The 15899-nt window shown below is 73.4% G+C and carries 16 protein-coding genes and 2 pseudogenes; 7 read left to right on the top strand and 11 right to left on the bottom strand.

Annotated features, from left to right (window positions below):
* Positions 1 to 190 (top strand): annotated as a pseudogene (locus ABFX54_RS45865) (ergothioneine biosynthesis PLP-dependent enzyme EgtE); the annotation flags it as partial.
* Positions 191 to 239: 49 nt separating this feature from the next.
* The gene (locus tag ABFX54_RS45860) at positions 240 to 1460 is read left to right on the top strand and encodes a sialidase family protein (protein ID WP_346113330.1); all 1221 of its coding nucleotides are present in this window, start codon (positions 240 to 242) and stop codon (positions 1458 to 1460) included.
* A gap of 53 nt (positions 1461 to 1513) precedes the next feature.
* Here the strand turns inward: ABFX54_RS45860 and ABFX54_RS45855 are convergent, their stop codons facing one another.
* On the bottom strand, positions 1514 to 3103 hold the full coding sequence (locus tag ABFX54_RS45855; RefSeq protein WP_346113329.1) for a hypothetical protein: 1590 nt from the start codon (positions 3101 to 3103) through the stop codon (positions 1514 to 1516).
* Positions 3104 to 3251: 148 nt separating this feature from the next.
* Here ABFX54_RS45855 and ABFX54_RS45850 point away from each other — a divergent pair, with 148 nt between their 5' ends.
* A complete protein-coding gene (locus ABFX54_RS45850) occupies positions 3252 to 4646 on the top strand; it encodes an NsdA family TPR-like regulatory protein (RefSeq protein ID WP_346113328.1) in 1395 nt (464 codons plus the stop codon).
* Positions 4647 to 4655: 9 nt separating this feature from the next.
* Here the strand turns inward: ABFX54_RS45850 and ABFX54_RS45845 are convergent, their stop codons facing one another.
* Positions 4656 to 6557 carry a S41 family peptidase gene (locus tag ABFX54_RS45845; protein WP_346113327.1) on the bottom strand — a complete coding sequence of 634 codons (1902 nt, stop codon included), beginning with the start codon at positions 6555 to 6557 and terminating at the stop codon, positions 4656 to 4658.
* A 356-nt stretch (positions 6558 to 6913) separates the two neighbouring features.
* Between ABFX54_RS45845 and ABFX54_RS45840 the strand changes: the two genes are divergently transcribed.
* Both ABFX54_RS45840 and ABFX54_RS57265 read left to right on the top strand, forming a co-directional pair.
* Complete coding sequence (locus ABFX54_RS45840; RefSeq protein WP_487047331.1) at positions 6914 to 8227, top strand: OFA family MFS transporter; 1314 nt, start codon at positions 6914 to 6916, stop codon at positions 8225 to 8227.
* Positions 8224 to 8334 carry an MFS transporter small subunit gene (locus tag ABFX54_RS57265; RefSeq protein ID WP_428834645.1) on the top strand — a complete coding sequence of 37 codons (111 nt, stop codon included), beginning with the start codon at positions 8224 to 8226 and terminating at the stop codon, positions 8332 to 8334. The genes ABFX54_RS45840 and ABFX54_RS57265 overlap by 4 nt, the downstream gene beginning before the upstream one ends.
* A gap of 45 nt (positions 8335 to 8379) precedes the next feature.
* On the opposite strand, the gene ABFX54_RS45835 is transcribed toward ABFX54_RS57265, so the two are convergent.
* The 3 genes from ABFX54_RS45835 to ABFX54_RS45825 all read right to left on the bottom strand — a co-directional run bounded on the left by ABFX54_RS45835 (position 8380) and on the right by ABFX54_RS45825 (position 10207).
* On the bottom strand, positions 8380 to 9294 hold the full coding sequence (locus ABFX54_RS45835; protein WP_346113324.1) for an alpha/beta hydrolase: 915 nt from the start codon (positions 9292 to 9294) through the stop codon (positions 8380 to 8382).
* An 83-nt stretch (positions 9295 to 9377) separates the two neighbouring features.
* Positions 9378 to 9635 carry a hypothetical protein gene (locus ABFX54_RS45830; RefSeq protein ID WP_346113323.1) on the bottom strand — a complete coding sequence of 86 codons (258 nt, stop codon included), beginning with the start codon at positions 9633 to 9635 and terminating at the stop codon, positions 9378 to 9380.
* Positions 9635 to 10207, bottom strand: a complete 573-nt coding sequence (locus tag ABFX54_RS45825) for a hypothetical protein (protein WP_346113322.1) — start codon at positions 10205 to 10207, stop codon at positions 9635 to 9637. Before ABFX54_RS45825 ends, ABFX54_RS45830 begins: the two co-directional genes overlap by 1 nt.
* 137 nt (positions 10208 to 10344) lie before the next feature.
* On the opposite strand from ABFX54_RS45825, the gene ABFX54_RS45820 reads away from it, so the two are divergent.
* Entirely contained in the window at positions 10345 to 11310 is a 966-nt protein-coding gene (locus tag ABFX54_RS45820; RefSeq protein ID WP_346113320.1) for a GlxA family transcriptional regulator, read from the top strand.
* Positions 11307 to 11912 (top strand): DJ-1/PfpI family protein, encoded by a 606-nt coding sequence (locus ABFX54_RS45815; protein WP_346113319.1) that lies wholly within the window; start codon positions 11307 to 11309, stop codon positions 11910 to 11912. Before ABFX54_RS45820 ends, ABFX54_RS45815 begins: the two co-directional genes overlap by 4 nt.
* Before the next feature lie 22 nt (positions 11913 to 11934).
* Here ABFX54_RS45815 and ABFX54_RS45810 read toward each other — a convergent pair whose 3' ends face one another.
* The 6 genes and pseudogenes from ABFX54_RS45810 to ABFX54_RS45790 all read right to left on the bottom strand — a co-directional run bounded on the left by ABFX54_RS45810 (position 11935) and on the right by ABFX54_RS45790 (position 15862).
* Positions 11935 to 12429, bottom strand: a complete 495-nt coding sequence (locus tag ABFX54_RS45810; RefSeq protein WP_346113318.1) for a hypothetical protein — start codon at positions 12427 to 12429, stop codon at positions 11935 to 11937.
* 463 nt (positions 12430 to 12892) lie between these two features.
* Positions 12893 to 13330 (bottom strand): MarR family winged helix-turn-helix transcriptional regulator, encoded by a 438-nt coding sequence (locus ABFX54_RS45805; RefSeq protein WP_346113317.1) that lies wholly within the window; start codon positions 13328 to 13330, stop codon positions 12893 to 12895.
* 60 nt (positions 13331 to 13390) lie between these two features.
* A complete protein-coding gene (locus ABFX54_RS45800) occupies positions 13391 to 14383 on the bottom strand; it encodes a DUF8094 domain-containing protein (protein WP_346113316.1) in 993 nt (330 codons plus the stop codon).
* Positions 14295 to 15044 carry an alpha/beta fold hydrolase gene (locus ABFX54_RS45795; protein ID WP_346113315.1) on the bottom strand — a complete coding sequence of 250 codons (750 nt, stop codon included), beginning with the start codon at positions 15042 to 15044 and terminating at the stop codon, positions 14295 to 14297. The genes ABFX54_RS45800 and ABFX54_RS45795 overlap by 89 nt, the downstream gene beginning before the upstream one ends.
* A gap of 13 nt (positions 15045 to 15057) precedes the next feature.
* Positions 15058 to 15297: pseudogene (locus ABFX54_RS57260) on the bottom strand (alpha/beta fold hydrolase); the annotation flags it as partial.
* A 217-nt stretch (positions 15298 to 15514) separates the two neighbouring features.
* Positions 15515 to 15862 (bottom strand): STAS domain-containing protein, encoded by a 348-nt coding sequence (locus tag ABFX54_RS45790; RefSeq protein WP_346113314.1) that lies wholly within the window; start codon positions 15860 to 15862, stop codon positions 15515 to 15517.
* Positions 15863 to 15899: the final 37 nt, after the last annotated feature.

Raw genomic sequence — 15899 nt, 5'->3', positions numbered from 1 at the left:
CACCCCCCCCCCCCCCCCCCCCCCCCCCCCCCCCCCCGCCCGCCCGCCCGAGGCGTCCCTGCTGGTCGGCGTGGTGCCGGTGGCCCGGGCGCCGCTGCACCTGCGCGAGCCGGTGCTGCGCGTCTCCCCGCCGCCCGGCACCCCCGTGGAGACCTTCGAGGCCCTGGCCCGCGTCCTGACCTCCCGCTGACCCGGTCTCCGGTGCGATCATGATCGCGAAGCCCGAGATGGAGGCACTCATGCGTTCCTTACGCACCCTCGGCGCCGCGGTCGGCGTCGTTGTGATCATGGCCGTCGGCGCGCTGCCCGCCGCCGCCGCGCAGCCGCCCACGTACACGTGGCACCGGCAGACCCTCTGGAAGCAGTCCGTCACCACCGACCCGGCCACGGGCAAGAACGTCACCACCTGCTACCGGCTCCCCGCGGTCGTGAAGACGAGCAACGACGTGCTGCTCGCCTTCGCCGAACGGCGCAACAAGAACAACTGCGCCGACCACGGCGCGTTCGACGTCGTCATGCGGCGCTCCACCGACCACGGCGTCACCTGGGAGCCGAGCAGGACGATCCTGGCCGGCACCACGGGGGCGGAACTCCAGGGCAACGCGACCGTGGTGGCCGACTCGTCCGGGCCGGTGTTCCTGTTCACCACCTCGGAGCCGACCGCCACGCAGCACACGCCACGCACCCCGAAGGTGCAGGTCAGCTTGGACGACGGGCGTACGTGGTCGGAGCCGCGCGACCTGTCGGGCGACATCAAGGCCCCAGCGGGAGCCGGCGACTGGTTCGCCACCGGGCCCGGGCACGGCATCCAGCTCACGCGCGGCGTGCACGAGGGCCGGCTGGTCGTGCCCGTCTACTTCGCCGTGGGCGACCGGCAGAGCGTGCGGCTGGTCTACAGCGACGACCACGGCGAGAGCTGGCTGATCGGCGCGACCGCCACGTACGACAAGTCCGTGCTCAAGCTCGGCGAGCAGACCCTGGCCGAGCGGACCGACGGCGCCATCCTCGTGATCGCCCGCAACGGCGTGGTGCCCGACCAGACCTCCGTGCACGGCCTGGCCCGCGCCACGAGCTCGGACGGCGGCGAGACGTTCGACGCCGCCTTCCGCGCCGACAACGCCGTCACCGCGCCGCCGACCCACCCCGCCCTGCTCCGCCAGCGCTGGGACGGCGGCCCGTACACGCGCATCCTGCTGTCGGCGCCCGCCACCCCCAAGACGGACAACAACCCCGTGGGCATGAACGTGCGCTCCTCCTTCGACGAGGGCGCGACCTGGCGCCACCACGACGGCGCCGCGGGGAACGCGGGCATCAGGATCGACGGCGACCACGCCGGTTACTCCGACATGACGCTGATCGGGAACGGGGCGATCGGCGTGCTGTACGAGGCGGGGGTGGCCCGCTTCCGCGACGAGATCCGGTGGAACTGGTTCTGGGAGAGCGCCATCGGCCTGCGCTGACCTCCACGAAGGCGCGCCCGGCCTCCATGGACCCGCGCTGACGTCACAAGCCATCAGCCTGGGCAAGGGCCGGCGTCACGGGTCGCAGGGTGGCAGAGGTCCTCGATGGCGGCGGCCACGCGGCGGGTGAACGGGGAGGCGCTGGCCGGGCCGTGGAAGGGCTGCGTGGCGCCGTCCGTGACCGCCTCGATGGTGGCCAGGTCGGCCCCCGGATGACAGACGACATCGGGGCCCGGCAGGTCCGCCAGCAGGAACTCGCCCTGGTCGGCGCGCGCCTCTGCCGGGCTCGCGGCGGGGCGGGCCCAGCGCAGGCGGCCGTCGCGGTCGAGCCGGTAGACGCCGGGGCCCCGGCCGGCCGCCACCCGTACCGGGGACTCGTGCCGATGACGCACCCGGACCGAGAACGGCCCGCCGCGCTCGGTCGCCCGCAGCAGGCTGAGCTGGTTGAACTCCTGCGGATCCGCCAGCCAGCCGACCCGGCCGCGCAACATCACGACCAGGTGCGCCAGCGTGAACGGCGGCACCCCCACGGCCTGCTGATTGACCGCCGACCCCTCGGCGCTCTCGTCGTGCCGCCACTTGATCGCCGACACCAGGACCCGTTCGCCCGGCGTGAGCAGCGCGTGCACGCTGAACAGCCCGGCGACGCCGTACCGGCGCCAGCCCCAGACGCCGATGCGCTCGGCGCACTCGATGAGCAGCGCGGCGGCCGGCACCGGCCACGGGCGTGACCAGTCCCGCCCGGCCGGGCACAGGGGGCCGACGCCCAGCTCGGGGACACCGGTGGCGCCGTGGGACGGGCGGTCCACGTACACGCTGACGCCGCCCTCGCCGTCCGGGACGCTGAGCGCGGTGACGGCGCACGGCCAGCCGTCCACGTACGCGGCCACGCGGTAAGGCCCCAGCAGCCTGGCCGCACGATACATGTCGGCGTCACCCGACACGATCACACCGCGGCGCCCGCCGCCCAGGCCGCGCGCCTGCACCACGACCCGCTCGGTGCCGACCGCGCGGCGCAACTCGGCCAGGCCGGGCAGCCGCTCGGCCGGCACGCAGCGGATCCGCGCCACGGCGGGCACCCCGGCCGCGCGCAGCAGGTCGTCCAGCAGGTGCCTGGCCTCGATCGTGGCCCGCACGCCCTCGCCGATCGCCGCCACCGTCGCTCCTGGGCCGGCCAGCTCCGACAGCCGGGCGCCTGCGCACCTGCTGGAGATGACGGGCGGGCGGTCGAGCTTGACCAGGTGCCGGGCGGCGTCGTGCCGCACGCGGCGCAACCAGCCGTGCCGCTCGGCGACGGAACGCGTCCTGGTGCGATCCTCGGCCGCCACCACCATGCCGGGCAGGGCCGGGTCCCAGGCCGAGTAGCAGCCGATGCCCAGGGCGGGCCGCAGCGACTCGACGGGGGCCGGGCCGGTGTAGCCGGTGCGCAGGGCGGTGCTGTACCGGTCGACGGTGACCAGCGGCCGGCCCGCGAGCGCGGCCAGCAACTCGGCGTGCGCCACATCCACCGCCGCCCCGTCCCTGCGCACAGCCCCGGCGCTGCGGTCGTCCTGGCGCGGGGGAGCGCCGCCGCCTCCCTCGTACGGTGGTCCGCCGGCGCTGTCCCCGTAGGGAGGAGTGCCACCGCCGTTCCTGCCTGTCATGCCGTCTTTCCTCTCGTTCGGCCGCGATCCGGGCCGCCACGTCACGGTCCGCACTATTGACGGTGCGCTCCGTACGGCGCATCGTCGAGGGCACCGCGATGTGAAGCGATGTGAAGATGCGATGCCGCCACGGCGCACCCGTCCGGTCGTGAACCGGGCCCTCGCCGCGCTCATCGAACAGGCCGGCTGGACCCACGCCGCCACCGCGCAGCAGGTCAACGCCGTCGCCGCCGAGACCGGGGAGCGGATCCACTACGACCGCTCGGCCGTCGGGCACTGGCTGACCGGCACCGTGCCCAGGCCCGAGGCGGTGCACGCGGCCGTGGAGGCGTTCCGGCGCCGGCTCGGCCGGCCCGACCTCGGCCCCGCGCACCTCGGCTGGCCGGATCCAGGGGCCGGGCCGCCTGCCGACGACCCCTGGCGCGGCGACCCGGTCGCGCGGCTGGCCACGCTGGGGGAGGACGACCTGCTCAACCGCCGTACGGTGCTGACCGCCGGCACGTTCACGCTCGCCGCCCTGTCCAGCCTGTCGAACCTGTCCGGCATTTCCGGAACGTCCGCCCGAAGCGCCCGGCGCGCCCGCGTCCCCGGCCCGTCCGGCCGCCCGGGCGCGGGCGACGTGGCCCGCATCAGGGCCGCCACCGTCGCCTTCGCCGACCTGGACGACCGGTTCGGCGGCGCCCACGCTCGCGTCGCGGTCGCCGCCTACCTGGCGCGCGAGGTCACGCCGCTGCTGCGCGAGGCGAGCGGGCGTACCAGGCCGGACCTGTTCGCCGCGGCGGCCGACCTGGGCTACCTGGCCGCGTACATGGCCATGGACGCCGGCGCGAACGCGCTGGCGCAGCGCTACTACATCAGCACCGTGCGGCTCGCCGACGAGGCCGGCGACCTGCTGTTACGGGCGACGGCGTTACGCAGCATGGCCGTGCAGGCGGCCGAGCTCGGTCACGACGGCGAGGCGCTGGCGCTGGCCGACGCCGCCGCCTCCGCCCTCGGCGGGCACGGCCCCCGGCGCACGCTGGCCTGGATCACCGGCATGCGCGCCGAGGCGCACGCGGCGGCCGGCACCCGCTGGGACGCGCTCAACCTGCTGCGCCGTACGGAGAACCAGCTCGAACGGGCCGGCTCCCCGCAGGAGGCGGGCTGGGGCAACTACCGGCACGAGTCCCTGGAGCACCAGATCGGGCTCACCCTCACCCAGCTCGGCGACCACGCCACCGCGGCCCGCCACTTCACCGCCTCCATGAACGCCCGCCGCCCCGTCGAGACCCGCACCCGCGTGCTGATCGGCCTGCGGGCGGCCAACGCCTACCTGCGCGCGGGGGACCCTGAGCGGGCCGCCGTCACGGCGCTCGGGTTCGGCGACGACGTCCGGCTGACCGCCTCGGCCCGGGTCGGCGACGAGCTGCGCCGGCTGCGGGCGGGCTGGCAGCGCTTCCGCGACAGCCCGCTCGTCGCCGAGGCCGACCGCGCGATGTCCACCGGCCCCCAGTCCACCGGCCCCCAGTCCACCGGCCCCTTGGCCACCGGCCGGGCCCGCTGACGAACGCTCTCAGCCTTGTGGCCGGATCGTCCGGGCGGCGACCAGGTCGCCGTGCTCGAAGCCCTCCACCCGGATGACGCCCGCGCCCGCCGCCCCCGGCACCGGCACCTCCGTGTCCGGCCCGGTCACGTCCACCGACACCGCCGGCCGCCCGTCCACGTACACGTCGGCCCGGTCGATCAGCCGGGTCGACAGCGTCAGGCCGGAACCGGTGACCCGCACGTCCAGCCGCCGCACCGGCCGCCCGGCCAGCAGTTCGCCCGCGCGGGCGAGCAGGTCGGCGTTGCCGTGCAGGACGTCGTCGCGGGTCATCCGGTGCCGGTGGTCCGACGCGACTCCGAGGTCCTCGACGGGCGTGCCGGCCAGGTCGTGCACCCGCAGCGTGCGCCTGATCGACACCCGCATGCCCGCCTGCCCGGGAAGCGGCCGGTAGGGGTTGCCGGCGGCGGGAGAGGGCAGTTCGAGCAGGAGCTTGAGCAGCGCGTGGGTCCACACGTTCGCGCCGCCCGCGCCCGTGCTGTCGTCGGTGCCGAGGACCGGGCCGATCCGGTGGTCCTGGAAGCCGCCGGCGAAGATGTCGGTCGCCGAGTAGCACAGGGCATCGGTGATCAGCACGACCGGGCCGAAGTAGCGCTGGCCGATGGCGTTGGCCCCGTCCGCGGGGGTGATGGAGAAGCTGCCGGAGTAGACCGCGCCCGTCTCCAGCGCCTGCTCCATGGACGGGCACCAGGGGCCGAGGTCGATCTCGCCGGTCGGGTTCTCCTCGTGCTGTGCGCAGACGCGCTGGTTCAGCGCCGTCGTGACGAACTGGGTCGGCTCGGGCGTGATCGGGTGCGGGGTGAGCGTCTGCAGCAGGAACTCGGCCGCGTAGATGTGCCCGCCGCCGTTGCCGCGTACATCCACCACGAGCCCGTCCTGCGGCAGCAGCTCGACCAGCCGGACGAACTCGCGCACGAACGCGTCGGGGTCGTTGACGCTGAAGCTGAAGATGCGCAGGTGGCCGAAGACGCCGGACGGGGTGACGACGCTCCTGGCCCGGAAGAAGCCGGGCATCGACGTGGGCAGGTCCGCGCCGGGCCCGGCGGGCTCGGCGGTCAGCTCGGCGCCGCCCAGCGTCTCCAGCGGGGTGACGGCCTCGGGGACGTACAACATCTTGGTGGCCCGGCCGATCTCGTCCGCGCCGAGGTCGAGACCCTGGGCCGTGGCGGCCACGCTGAGCTGGTCGGCGTCCACGAACGACGGCTGGTTGTCGCTGACCCGCCAGCTCTCGCGCAGCTCCCTGCGGATCCCGTCGGCGCCGACGTAGGTGAGCACGACCCAGCTCTCCTCGGGCGGCACGTGCAGCAGCAGCGGCCGGATCGTCAGCGACTGCAGGCCGCGGGCGTGCCGCGCGCCCGGGTTGCCGCCGGCGAACCTGGCCGCGTTGCGCTCGACCGCCCGGTCGATCGGGACGCCGTTCCAGTGGGTGACCTCCACGCCCGGCCCGAACCCGGGCGCGGTGAAGCCCTCGACGGTCATGGTGACCACGTAGTGGCGCTCGTCGCCGGTGTAGTACTCCTCGATCAGGTACGGGAGGTAGGCGATCTTGCCGGCGTACGGGGACGGCAGCAGGTAGTTGGTGTGCAGGTCGCGTACGGAGTGGAAGATCTCCGACAGCTCGGCGTGGAAGCGCCATTCCGGGCCCATGGTCGCCGGGGTCTGCCGGCTCAGCCGGACCGCGAGCAGCCGCAGCCGCTGCACCGGGTTGACGGCGTGCATCGCGGCCTTGAGCGGCAGGTGCACGTAGTTCTGCTCGATCAGCACCAGCGCCTGCTGGACCAGCAGCTTGCGGTCGTCGAGAGTCAGCTTGTCGGCGGTGCGCAGGAAGTCCTGGAGCTCCTGTTTCGCCACCCCGCTCGTTGGCTCGGTCATGTCGTCCACCTGCCCGGGTGTCGTCTCGGTGCGGGCGCGGGGAACGTTCCCGAGCCCGCAGACGGCACCCTGCCACCGGGCGCGCGGGTGCCGCCACGGGGGTGACCTAGGGCTTTCCCTAGGGTGCCGCCCGGTCCGGGCCGGTCAGGCGGTCGCACCGCTCATGAATGAGCACGAGTCGGGAACCGTTCGCCGACGGGAACTGACCGCTCGCCGTAAAACTTGTACGGTTTTCAAATACTGCATACCGTATGTGGTACCCGTGGTGCGTGGCAGACAGGACCAGGTTCGCTAGCTCCGCAGGATTCCTCAGTCGTTCTCGTACCATCGCGGCACCCACCTGGAGCCGATGGCTCGTGCCGCCCGCCGCGCTCTCCGTGCACCTGGCCATCGGGCAGGCATACGCGTGGAGCGTCTTCAAACCCCCGCTCGAATCCTCGCTCGGGCTCTCCGGCACCCAGAGCGCGCTCCCGTTCCAGCTCGGCATCGTCATGCTCGGGCTGTCGGCCGCCTTCGGCGGCACGCTGGTCGAGCGCAACGGGCCACGCTGGGCGATGTTCGTCTCGATGGCCTGCTTCTCCTCCGGCTTCCTGCTGTCGGCGCTGGGCGTGGCCACCCGGCAGTACTGGCTGGTGGTCTTCGGCTACGGCTTCGTGGGCGGCATCGGGCTCGGCATCGGCTACATCTCGCCGGTCTCGACACTGATCAAATGGTTCCCCGACCGGCCGGGCATGGCCACCGGCATCGCGATCATGGGATTCGGCGGCGGCGCGCTCATCGCCTCGCCGTGGTCGGCGCAGATGCTGTCCTCCTTCGGCGCCGACACCGGTGGGATCGCCACGACGTTCCTCGTGCACGGCGTCGTCTACGCCGTGTTCATGTCGATGGGCGTGCTCCTCGTCCGCGTGCCCGCCGACGGGTGGACGCCCAAGGGCTGGAGCCCGCCCGCGGCCATCAGCGCGCGCCCGCTGATCACCAGCGCCGACGTCTCCGCCGCCAACGCCATCCGCACCCCGCAGTTCTACCTGCTGTGGGTGGTGCTGTGCTGCAACGTCACGGCCGGCATCGGCATCCTGGAGAAGGCCGCGCCGATGATCAGGGACTTCTTCGCCGGCACACAGGCGCCCGTCGCCGTCGGCGCGGCGGCCGGCTTCGTCGCGCTGCTGTCGCTGGCCAACATGGCCGGCCGCTTCGTCTGGTCCTCCACCTCGGACCTGATCGGGCGCAAGAACATGTACCGCGTCTACCTGGGCGTCGGCGGGCTGCTCTACCTCGCCATCGCCCTGGCCGGCGACAGCTCCAGGCCGCTGTTCATCCTGTGCGCGATCGGCATCCTGTCCTTCTACGGCGGCGGGTTCGCGACCGTGCCCGCCTACCTCAAGGACCTGTTCGGCACCTACCAGGTGGGGGCCATCCACGGCCGCCTGCTCACGGCCTGGTCCACCGCCGGCGTGCTCGGCCCGCTGATCATCAACGCCATCGCCGACGGCCAGAAGGCGGCCGGCCGGGCGGGGCCCGACCTCTACACGACCTCGCTGTTCATCATGATCGGGCTGCTCGTGGTCGGCTTCCTCGCCAACGAGCTGATCCGGCCGGTGCACGAGAGATTCCACGAGAAGCCCGTGCAGCGGCTCGACCCGCAGGTGACGGAGAAGGGACAGGCGATATGAGTGAGGGGCACACCTGGCTCAAGGTGGTGGCGTGGCTCTGGGTGGGGGTGCCGTTCGCGTACGGCGTCTACGAGCTGTTCCTGAAACTCACCCAGCTCTTCTCCTGACGACAGAACGGGCGGGCCCGGCGCACTGAAGCCGGGCCCCTTCGCTCATTTCAGGCCGCGCTCGACGGCGGAGGCGACCAGGTCGAGGGCCTCGGCGCTGGCCGGCAGCACGTTCACCAGCGTGAAGAAGACGTGCATCTGGCCCTCGAACCGCCGGAACTCCACCGGCACTCCCGCCTGCCGCAGCCGCTCGGCGTACGCCTCGCCCTCGTCGCGCAGGACGTCGTACTCGGCGGTCAGCACCAGCGCCGGCGGCAGGCCGGACAGGTCGGCCGCCCGCAGCGGGGAGGCGTCCGGGTTGGCCCGCGAGGCGGGGTCGGGGGCGTAGTGGTCCCAGAACCAGACCATCGCGTCGCGGGTGAGCAGGAGCTGGTTGTCCGGAGCGCGGTAGGAGTCGTTGTCCAGGTCGCAGTCGGTGGCGGGATAGACCAGCACCTGCAGCGCGATGGCCGGGCCGTTCTCGTCCCTGGCCCGCTGGGCCACGACCGCCGCCAGGTTGCCGCCCGCGCTGTCGCCCGCCACCACGATCGGCAGGCCCGGCATGTCCGAGGCGGCCCAGAGCAGCGCGGCGTAGGCGTCGCGGGCGGCGACCGGGTAACGGTGCTCGGGGGCCTTCCGGTAGCCGGCCAGCACGACGGCGCAGCCGGTGCGCACGGCCAGCTCCCTGCCCAGGGTGTCGAACTCGTCGATGGAGCCGATGACCCAGCCGCCGCCGTGGTAGTAGACGATGACGCCGCGCGGGGTGCCGTTCGCGACCAGGACGCGGGCCGGGAACGAACCGCCGTCCTCGGCCGGGATGGTGACCTCCTCGACCCGGGCCACGTCGGGGCCCTTGCCGCTCAGCTCGTTCAGCCCGGCGCTGACGGCGCGCGCCTCCTCGGGCGGGAGCTCGTGCAGCGGCGGCCCTCCCATCGCGGTCAGTTGCTCCAGCAGCGCGGTCGTCGCTTGGTCCATGGGCATGGGACGTCACCTCATCCGGGGAGCGCGGTCGGCGAACCTCCTCGAACGTAGGATTCGAAACCTTACTTGTCTAGAAATATCGTCTAGTGTGCGGACGCGCGGAGCCGCCAGAGGGCGAGCAGGCCGCCGATCACCGGGACGACGGCGCGCCAGCGGGCGCCGGTCGCGGCGCTGCCGGGGATCAGCACGGTGACGGCGATGACGGCCAGATAGGCCGCGCCGTGCACCGGGCCGACGAGCGAGGCCACCGCCGGCTCGTGCACGGTCGCCAGGTTGTTCAGCAGGACCGCCAGGGAGAGGGTCTCGAAGGCGGCCGCGATCCGCAGCGCGCGGACGGACATCAGGCCCCCTCGCCCGCGCCGGGACGCACGATCATCAGCACGACGACGATCGTCCACAGCAGGTTGTAGAAGCCCGCCACCATTGACAGGGGCCGCAGCTTAGCGCGGTCGCCGGGGGTGGCCAGGGCGTCGCGCTGGCGCGGATGGATCTGCACGGCGAGCAGGAAGCCGGCGGCGGCGGTGAGGACGACGGCGAGGATGATCCAGATCTCGCCGGTACGCCCCTGCACGACGGCCAGGACGAGCCCGGCGGCGGGCACGATCAGGCCGCCGAGGCTGTAGCCGCGGGTGATGCGGTGCAGCGCCAGAGCCACGGCCCGGCTCCGCCCCTCGCCGCCCGCCTCGTCCGCCGCCTCGCCGGCCACGGCTCGCGGGCTCGTGGCGCCCTTGGACGCGCCCTCGCCATCGCCCCCGCTGTCGCCCCCGCCGTCGACGCCGCTGTGGGCCGCCTCGCCGGCCATGGCCGGGACGGCGATGGGGACGTAGCGCGGGAACAGGCTCGTCGCGATGGCCGAGCCGCCCACGAACAGGATGCCGGCCAGCACGTGGACCGACAGCAGCAGATGTTCCATCGTTCTCCCTCCAACCTTCAGGTGGCCTGAAGCCTAACACGACACCTTCAGGGTCCCTGAAGGGGGTGATCGCGATGGCGCGATCTGTGGGGTGGCGGTCGTTGACGCCATCTCCGGCCCGCCCACAAGCTGGAAAGGTGAAACAGCGTCGCGTCGTCTTCGTCGTCTTCGACGGATTCCAGTCACTCGACCTGGCCGGCCCGTACGAGGTCTTCCACCAGGCCGGCGCCTACACCTGCGAGCTCCTGGCCCCCGCCCCCGGCCTGGTGCGGGCGAGCAGCGGCCTGCCCGTGCACGCCGGCCACGGGCCCGCCACGCTGTCCGCCGAGGGCGTGGACACCCTGGTCGTGGCCGGTGGTTCCGGCGTCTACGAGGCCAGGAACGACGCCGCGCTGCTGTCCTGGATCACCGCCGCCGGAGCGGGAGCCCGCCGGGCCACCTCGGTGTGCACGGGGGCGTTCCTGCTCGCCGCCGCCGGCCTGCTCGACGGCCGCCGGGTGACCACCCACTGGGCGCGCGCCGAACGCCTGGCGGCGGAGCACCCCGAGGTCACCGTCGACGCCGATCCGATCTTCGTCAGGGACGGGCGCGTCTGGTCGTCGGCCGGGGTCACCGCCGGCATGGACCTCGCCCTCGCCCTGGTGGAGGACGACCTCGGCCGCGACGTCGCCCACGGCGTGGCCAGGCGGCTGGTCCTCTTCCTGCGCAGGCCGGGCAGCCAGTCGCAGTTCAGCGTGGGGCTGTGGTCCAGGCAGCCGGCCAGCGACCCCGTACGCGCCGCCGTGTCGTCCATCCACGCCGACCCCGGCGCCAGGCACGACATCAGGGACCTCGCTGAGCGGGCCGGCCTCAGCCCGCGCCACCTGCAGCGCCGCTTCACCGCCGAGCTCGGCGTCCCGCCCGGCTCGTACGTCGAACGCGTCCGGATCGAGGCCGCCCAGCGCGCGCTCGCCGAGGGCGACGACCCGGTCGAGGCCATCGCCCGCCGCTGCGGCTTCGGAACCGCCGAGACCCTGCGCCGGACGTTCCACCGCCGGGTCGGCGTCGCCCCCTCCGACTACCGGGACCGATTCCACTCCACCGCCCTGGGAGGCGACCTGTGACCACGTACGGACTGCTCATCTTCGACCAGGCGGAAGAGCTCGACTTCGCCGGCCCGTGGGAGGTCTTCACCGTCTCCGCGCAACTGCGCGAGGGCGGCGACACGGCGGTGCTGATCGCCGAGAACCCCGGCCCCGTGCGCTGCGCCAAGGGCATGCGCGTGCTGCCCGACCACACCCTCGGCGACCATCCGCCGCTGGACGTGCTGCTCGTCCCCGGCGGGCGCGGCACGCGCACGGTCGAGGCGGACCATCCGGACGTCGTCGCCTGGATCGCCGAGACCGGGGCCCAGGCGAGCTGGGTGACGAGCGTCTGCACCGGCACGTTCCTGCTGCACGCGGCCGGGCTCGCGCGCGGGCGGCGGGTGGCCACGCACTGGAGCCGCGAGGACGACCTCGAAGCGCGCGGGGACGTCACGGTCGTGCGGGACGCCCGCTATGTCGTGGACGGCGGCCTGCTCACCAGCCAGGGCATCTCGGCCGGCATCGACAGCGCGCTGTGGCTCGTCGGGCGGCTGCACGGCCGCGAGCACGCCCGCGCCGTGCGCCGGGTCATGCAGTACGACCCCGCGCCGCCGTACCTCGCCGACGAGCCGCTCGCCTGAACCGCCGGGGCGGCCGGTGGCGTCACTTGCCGGCGGTGCGGGCGGCCAACTGCCTGGCGATGTCCTTGACCGGGTTCAGCACCCGTTCATCGCTGAGCGCGGTCGTGCCGGAGTCGGGACCGGCGGTCGAAGGCACGGTGGACAGACCGCCGAACGTCACCTCGACGACCTGGCCGCCCACCCGGTAGACGAGGATCGCCTCGCGCCGGTTGACGACCTGTGTACTGGTCTTGAGCCGCACGAACGCCTGCTCGCCCAGGCCCGTCAGCCGCTCACTCGACACGCCCGCGGCGTCCCGCCTCTTCCGCCCGAACTCGGCGCGCGCCGCGGCGGCGCCCCGCTTCATGGTCGTGACGTGCACCCGCGGGCTCACCATGTCGCACCCGGTCTCGCCGCTGCCGTCGGGCTCGAAGACGCTGCTCCAGGCGCACACCGCCCAGCGCTGGCCGGCGTGGTCGGTGTTGCGGGTGCTCGTCCTGGCCTTCGCCTCCAGGGGACAGGACGTGTGCAAAGGCACTTCCGGCGGAAACCGTGCGGAAGTACGTCGGCATGGTCACGGTCACCTTGAGGTCGCGCTTCTGCTCGACCCTGCCCCGTGGTTGCTCGCCCGACTCCCAGGCGCAGGTGCTTTCCGCCGACGACATCGTGGACGTGTCGTCCGCCGGGTTCTCCTGCGCGTCGCGGACCAGCCTCTTCAGCAGACCGGAGGGGAAGATCGAGCAGAGGTCCTCGCCCTTGAACGAAGCCGGCTCGACGGCCGCACGTTCCTTCCTCCGCTCCTCCGGCACCGTCGCCTCGGTCCGGGCGCCGTCATCGCCGCCGCGAGCCTGCGGGGGCAGCAAGGCGCAGGCGGTGGCGCCACCGCCGCCGATCAGGACGAGAGCGAGGATCGACGCGACCAGCGGTCCTTGGGGCGAAGACGACATGGCCGTCGATCGTACGACCCCGGGTCGGTGCGAACTTGGTCTGCGGGCGCCGGATCAGGGGGCGAAGGCGGCGCGGATGGTCTCGCCGACCTTGCGCTGGATCGGGTCGGCCGCGGCCCCGAACATCAGCTCGTCCACCCGCCCCACCGCCTCCCTGGCGGCTCCCAGCAGCCGCGCCCCCTCAGGCGTGATCTCGATGGTGGAGGCGGAGCCCGCGCGGGCGGTGTTGTCGCGCACCAGCCCCGCCCCGGCCAGCGACTTCACCGCCGCGTGCACGCTCTGCACCGTGATGCCCGACATGCGGGCCAGATCGCTGAACGAGATGCCGGGCACCGCCGCGATGTGCCCGAGCAGCCCCAGCCGCCGCACCGTGAGATCGAGCGGCGCGAGGGCGGCGTTGAGCTCGGTCTCGATCCGCCGCGCCAGCGTGAGCACCACGATGGACGCGCTCGTCGTGGGAGGGCTGGGCCGGCCGTCGTTCTCGGAACTCACCCCCCAAGTCTCCCGCACCCCAGGCCCCGCACGACGACGTACGGCCGCGCCGGGCTCGGGTCACGACCCGGTGGCGCCCAGGTAGCCGGCGGTCTCGGAGGGGACCCGGATCCGTCCTGACTTGGGGACGACGGCGAGGTAGAAGGCGGCGGACGTCACGGTGACGCGCTTGGTGTAGCGCCTGCCGTGGGTCACGGCGGCCGTCGGCCGGTCGGTGAACGCGAGCTGCCCCGCGCCGGGCCGGGCCACGAACCTCTCCTTCGAGGTGACCCCGTACCAGACGAGGGCGCCCCCGGAGGCGGTCTTCAGCGCGAACGGCCCCGACGTGGGCCGGCACTGCCTGGTCATGGTCCACTGGCCGCGCGCCTGCTCCCGCAGGGCCAGCTTGGCCCGGCCCAGCCGGCGCGGCTGGGCGTCCGACCTGAACAGGCCGCGCGCGCGTTCGTCCTGGTCGAGCGTGGTCTCCACGCGGGCGTGCGCGCGGACGATCTCCTGCGGCGAGGCGGTCAGCCCGCCACGCTCCCCGGCGGGCAGCACGGTCGCCAGCCCGTGCTCGTCGCGGGCGGCGACCGTCGGCCTGGCCCCGGCCGAGGTGCCGGACATCGCCACCACCTTCCAGCCGCCGGACGTCTGCTGGAAGATCAGCTGGTTCCACCCCTTCTCGCCCTTACGGGCGAAGTCGGCCATGAACCACGGCGGGTTCGCGGCCCATTTGGCGGGGATGGCGAAGCGCGGTTTGACGATGGCGGCGTGCGAGGTGCGCACGCTCTCGCCGAGCATCTCGCGCAGCCTGCTGTTCGCCTTGCCGATCCGGGCGGCCAGGCCCGCCTCGACCGCGCCGTAGTCGGTGCCGCCCGCCAGCTCCGCCCGCTTGACGCCGTCGTCCCAGCGCTTGAGGAGGTCCCTGGCCTGCGCGACCGTCACCACGCCCGTGGGTCTCGCGAGCTGAGCCGCGGCGGGCCGCTCACCGCCCGGCCCGCTGCAGGCGGAGGTGGCGGCGGCGAGGGCAAGGGCGAGGGCCAGGGGGGCGAGAGGAAGCCGGCGGATGGTCATCGTGGTCTCCGGGGATGCCGATTTCCACGATGTACGCGGTCGCGTTCAGGGCGGGTTCATGGCCGGGGCGCGCCATACCTGTTCGGTCGCCCTGCCCCCCGCCCACGTGTCGTCGCTGCTCCGGGGACGTCAGCCGGTGATGAAGGAGCGCAGCAGCGGGAAGAACCGGTCGCTCTCGGTGTCCGGGATGAGGTGGCCCGAGCGTTCGAACACCTCCAGGCGGGCGCCCCGGCAGGCCGTCCACGATCTCCCGCGCCGTGGACAGGGGCGTGATGGGGTCGCGGGCGCCGGCCAGGACGAGCGCCGGGCACTGGACGAGGGACAAGCGCGCGGTCAGGTCGAACCGGGCGGTGGACATGAAGCTCATGGTGAGCCCGGGGTTCGGGACCATGCGGGACATGGCCTGGATGTCGGATTCGGCGGGGAAGTTCGGGTCGGGGCTGCAGGCGGGGGCGCAGAGCTGACCGAAGGCGGCGAAGGTCTCCGGCGTGCCCTCGGTGAGGAACGCCTTCGCCGCCGTGGCGGCCTCCTCGCCGGCCTCCTCGCCGGCCTCGGCGCGGAAGCCCTCGACGATCCGGTCCAGGTCCCAGCGGGCGACGGTGCTCTGCAGGATCGGCTCGGCCGGGTGGCCGGGGTGGCGCGCGGCGTGGTTCATCGCCACGGGCCCCGCCGAAGCTCCAGCCCAGGACGATGGGCTTGACGATGCCGAGCACGTCGCACAGCGCGCGGACGTCGTCGGCCCACTGGTCGAGGTTCCAGGTGGCCGGGTCGGAGTCCTGGCTGCGGCCGTTGCCGCGCTGGTCGACGTAGACGATCTGGGCCAGGTCGGCGAGCCGGCCGTAGGCGGGCTTGAAGATCGAGTGATCGTGCCCGGGGCCGCCGTGCGGCAGCAGGAGGGTCGGCTTCTCGCGCATCGCGTAGCCGTCGGGCTCCAGGGCGGTGCCTTCGGCGTCCACGTAGAGGGAGGTGCCGTTCACCTGAACACGCATGGGGGTTGCTCCAGCCGATCGGGCGCTCGGCCGGACTTTCAAGATCAGTCTGGCCAGGCCCGACGAAGCACGCCATGAAGGCCGCGCCCTGGGCGATGGTAGGGACAGCCGCACCCTCGCGGGGCACCGCGACCGTGGGCGGCTAGGAGCCGGACGAGGTGTCGCAGAGAGAGAAGCGCTTGTCGAGACCGGTCAGGCGCAGCAGCCGGGTGATCCGCGGCTGGGCCCCGCTCAGGCTGAAGGTGCCGCCGGCGGCCTCGACGGTGTTGGCGGCCCAGATCAGCGTGTTCAGCCCCGAGGAGTCGCAGAAGGGGACATCCTGGAGATCGACCACCACGAGGGGCGGCCGGGTGCACTCCATGGCGTGGGTGAGCCCGTCACGGAACTCTCCCATCGTGGACAGGTCCAGCTCTCCCACGGGACTCAGCACAGCCGTGTTGTCACGCTGGGTGACGATCCAGGAGAAGCCGGTACGGTCGGCGCTTGCCATTCCACCCCTCCGTTCCTGGTGGTTCGCCGTCTTTATC

The organism is Nonomuraea maheshkhaliensis (genome assembly GCF_039529435.1).
Classification (GTDB): Bacteria; Actinomycetota; Actinomycetes; order Streptosporangiales; family Streptosporangiaceae; genus Nonomuraea; species Nonomuraea maheshkhaliensis.
The sequence above is the reverse complement of the archived record's forward strand: the minus strand, read 5'-3'. Positions and strand labels throughout refer to the sequence as shown.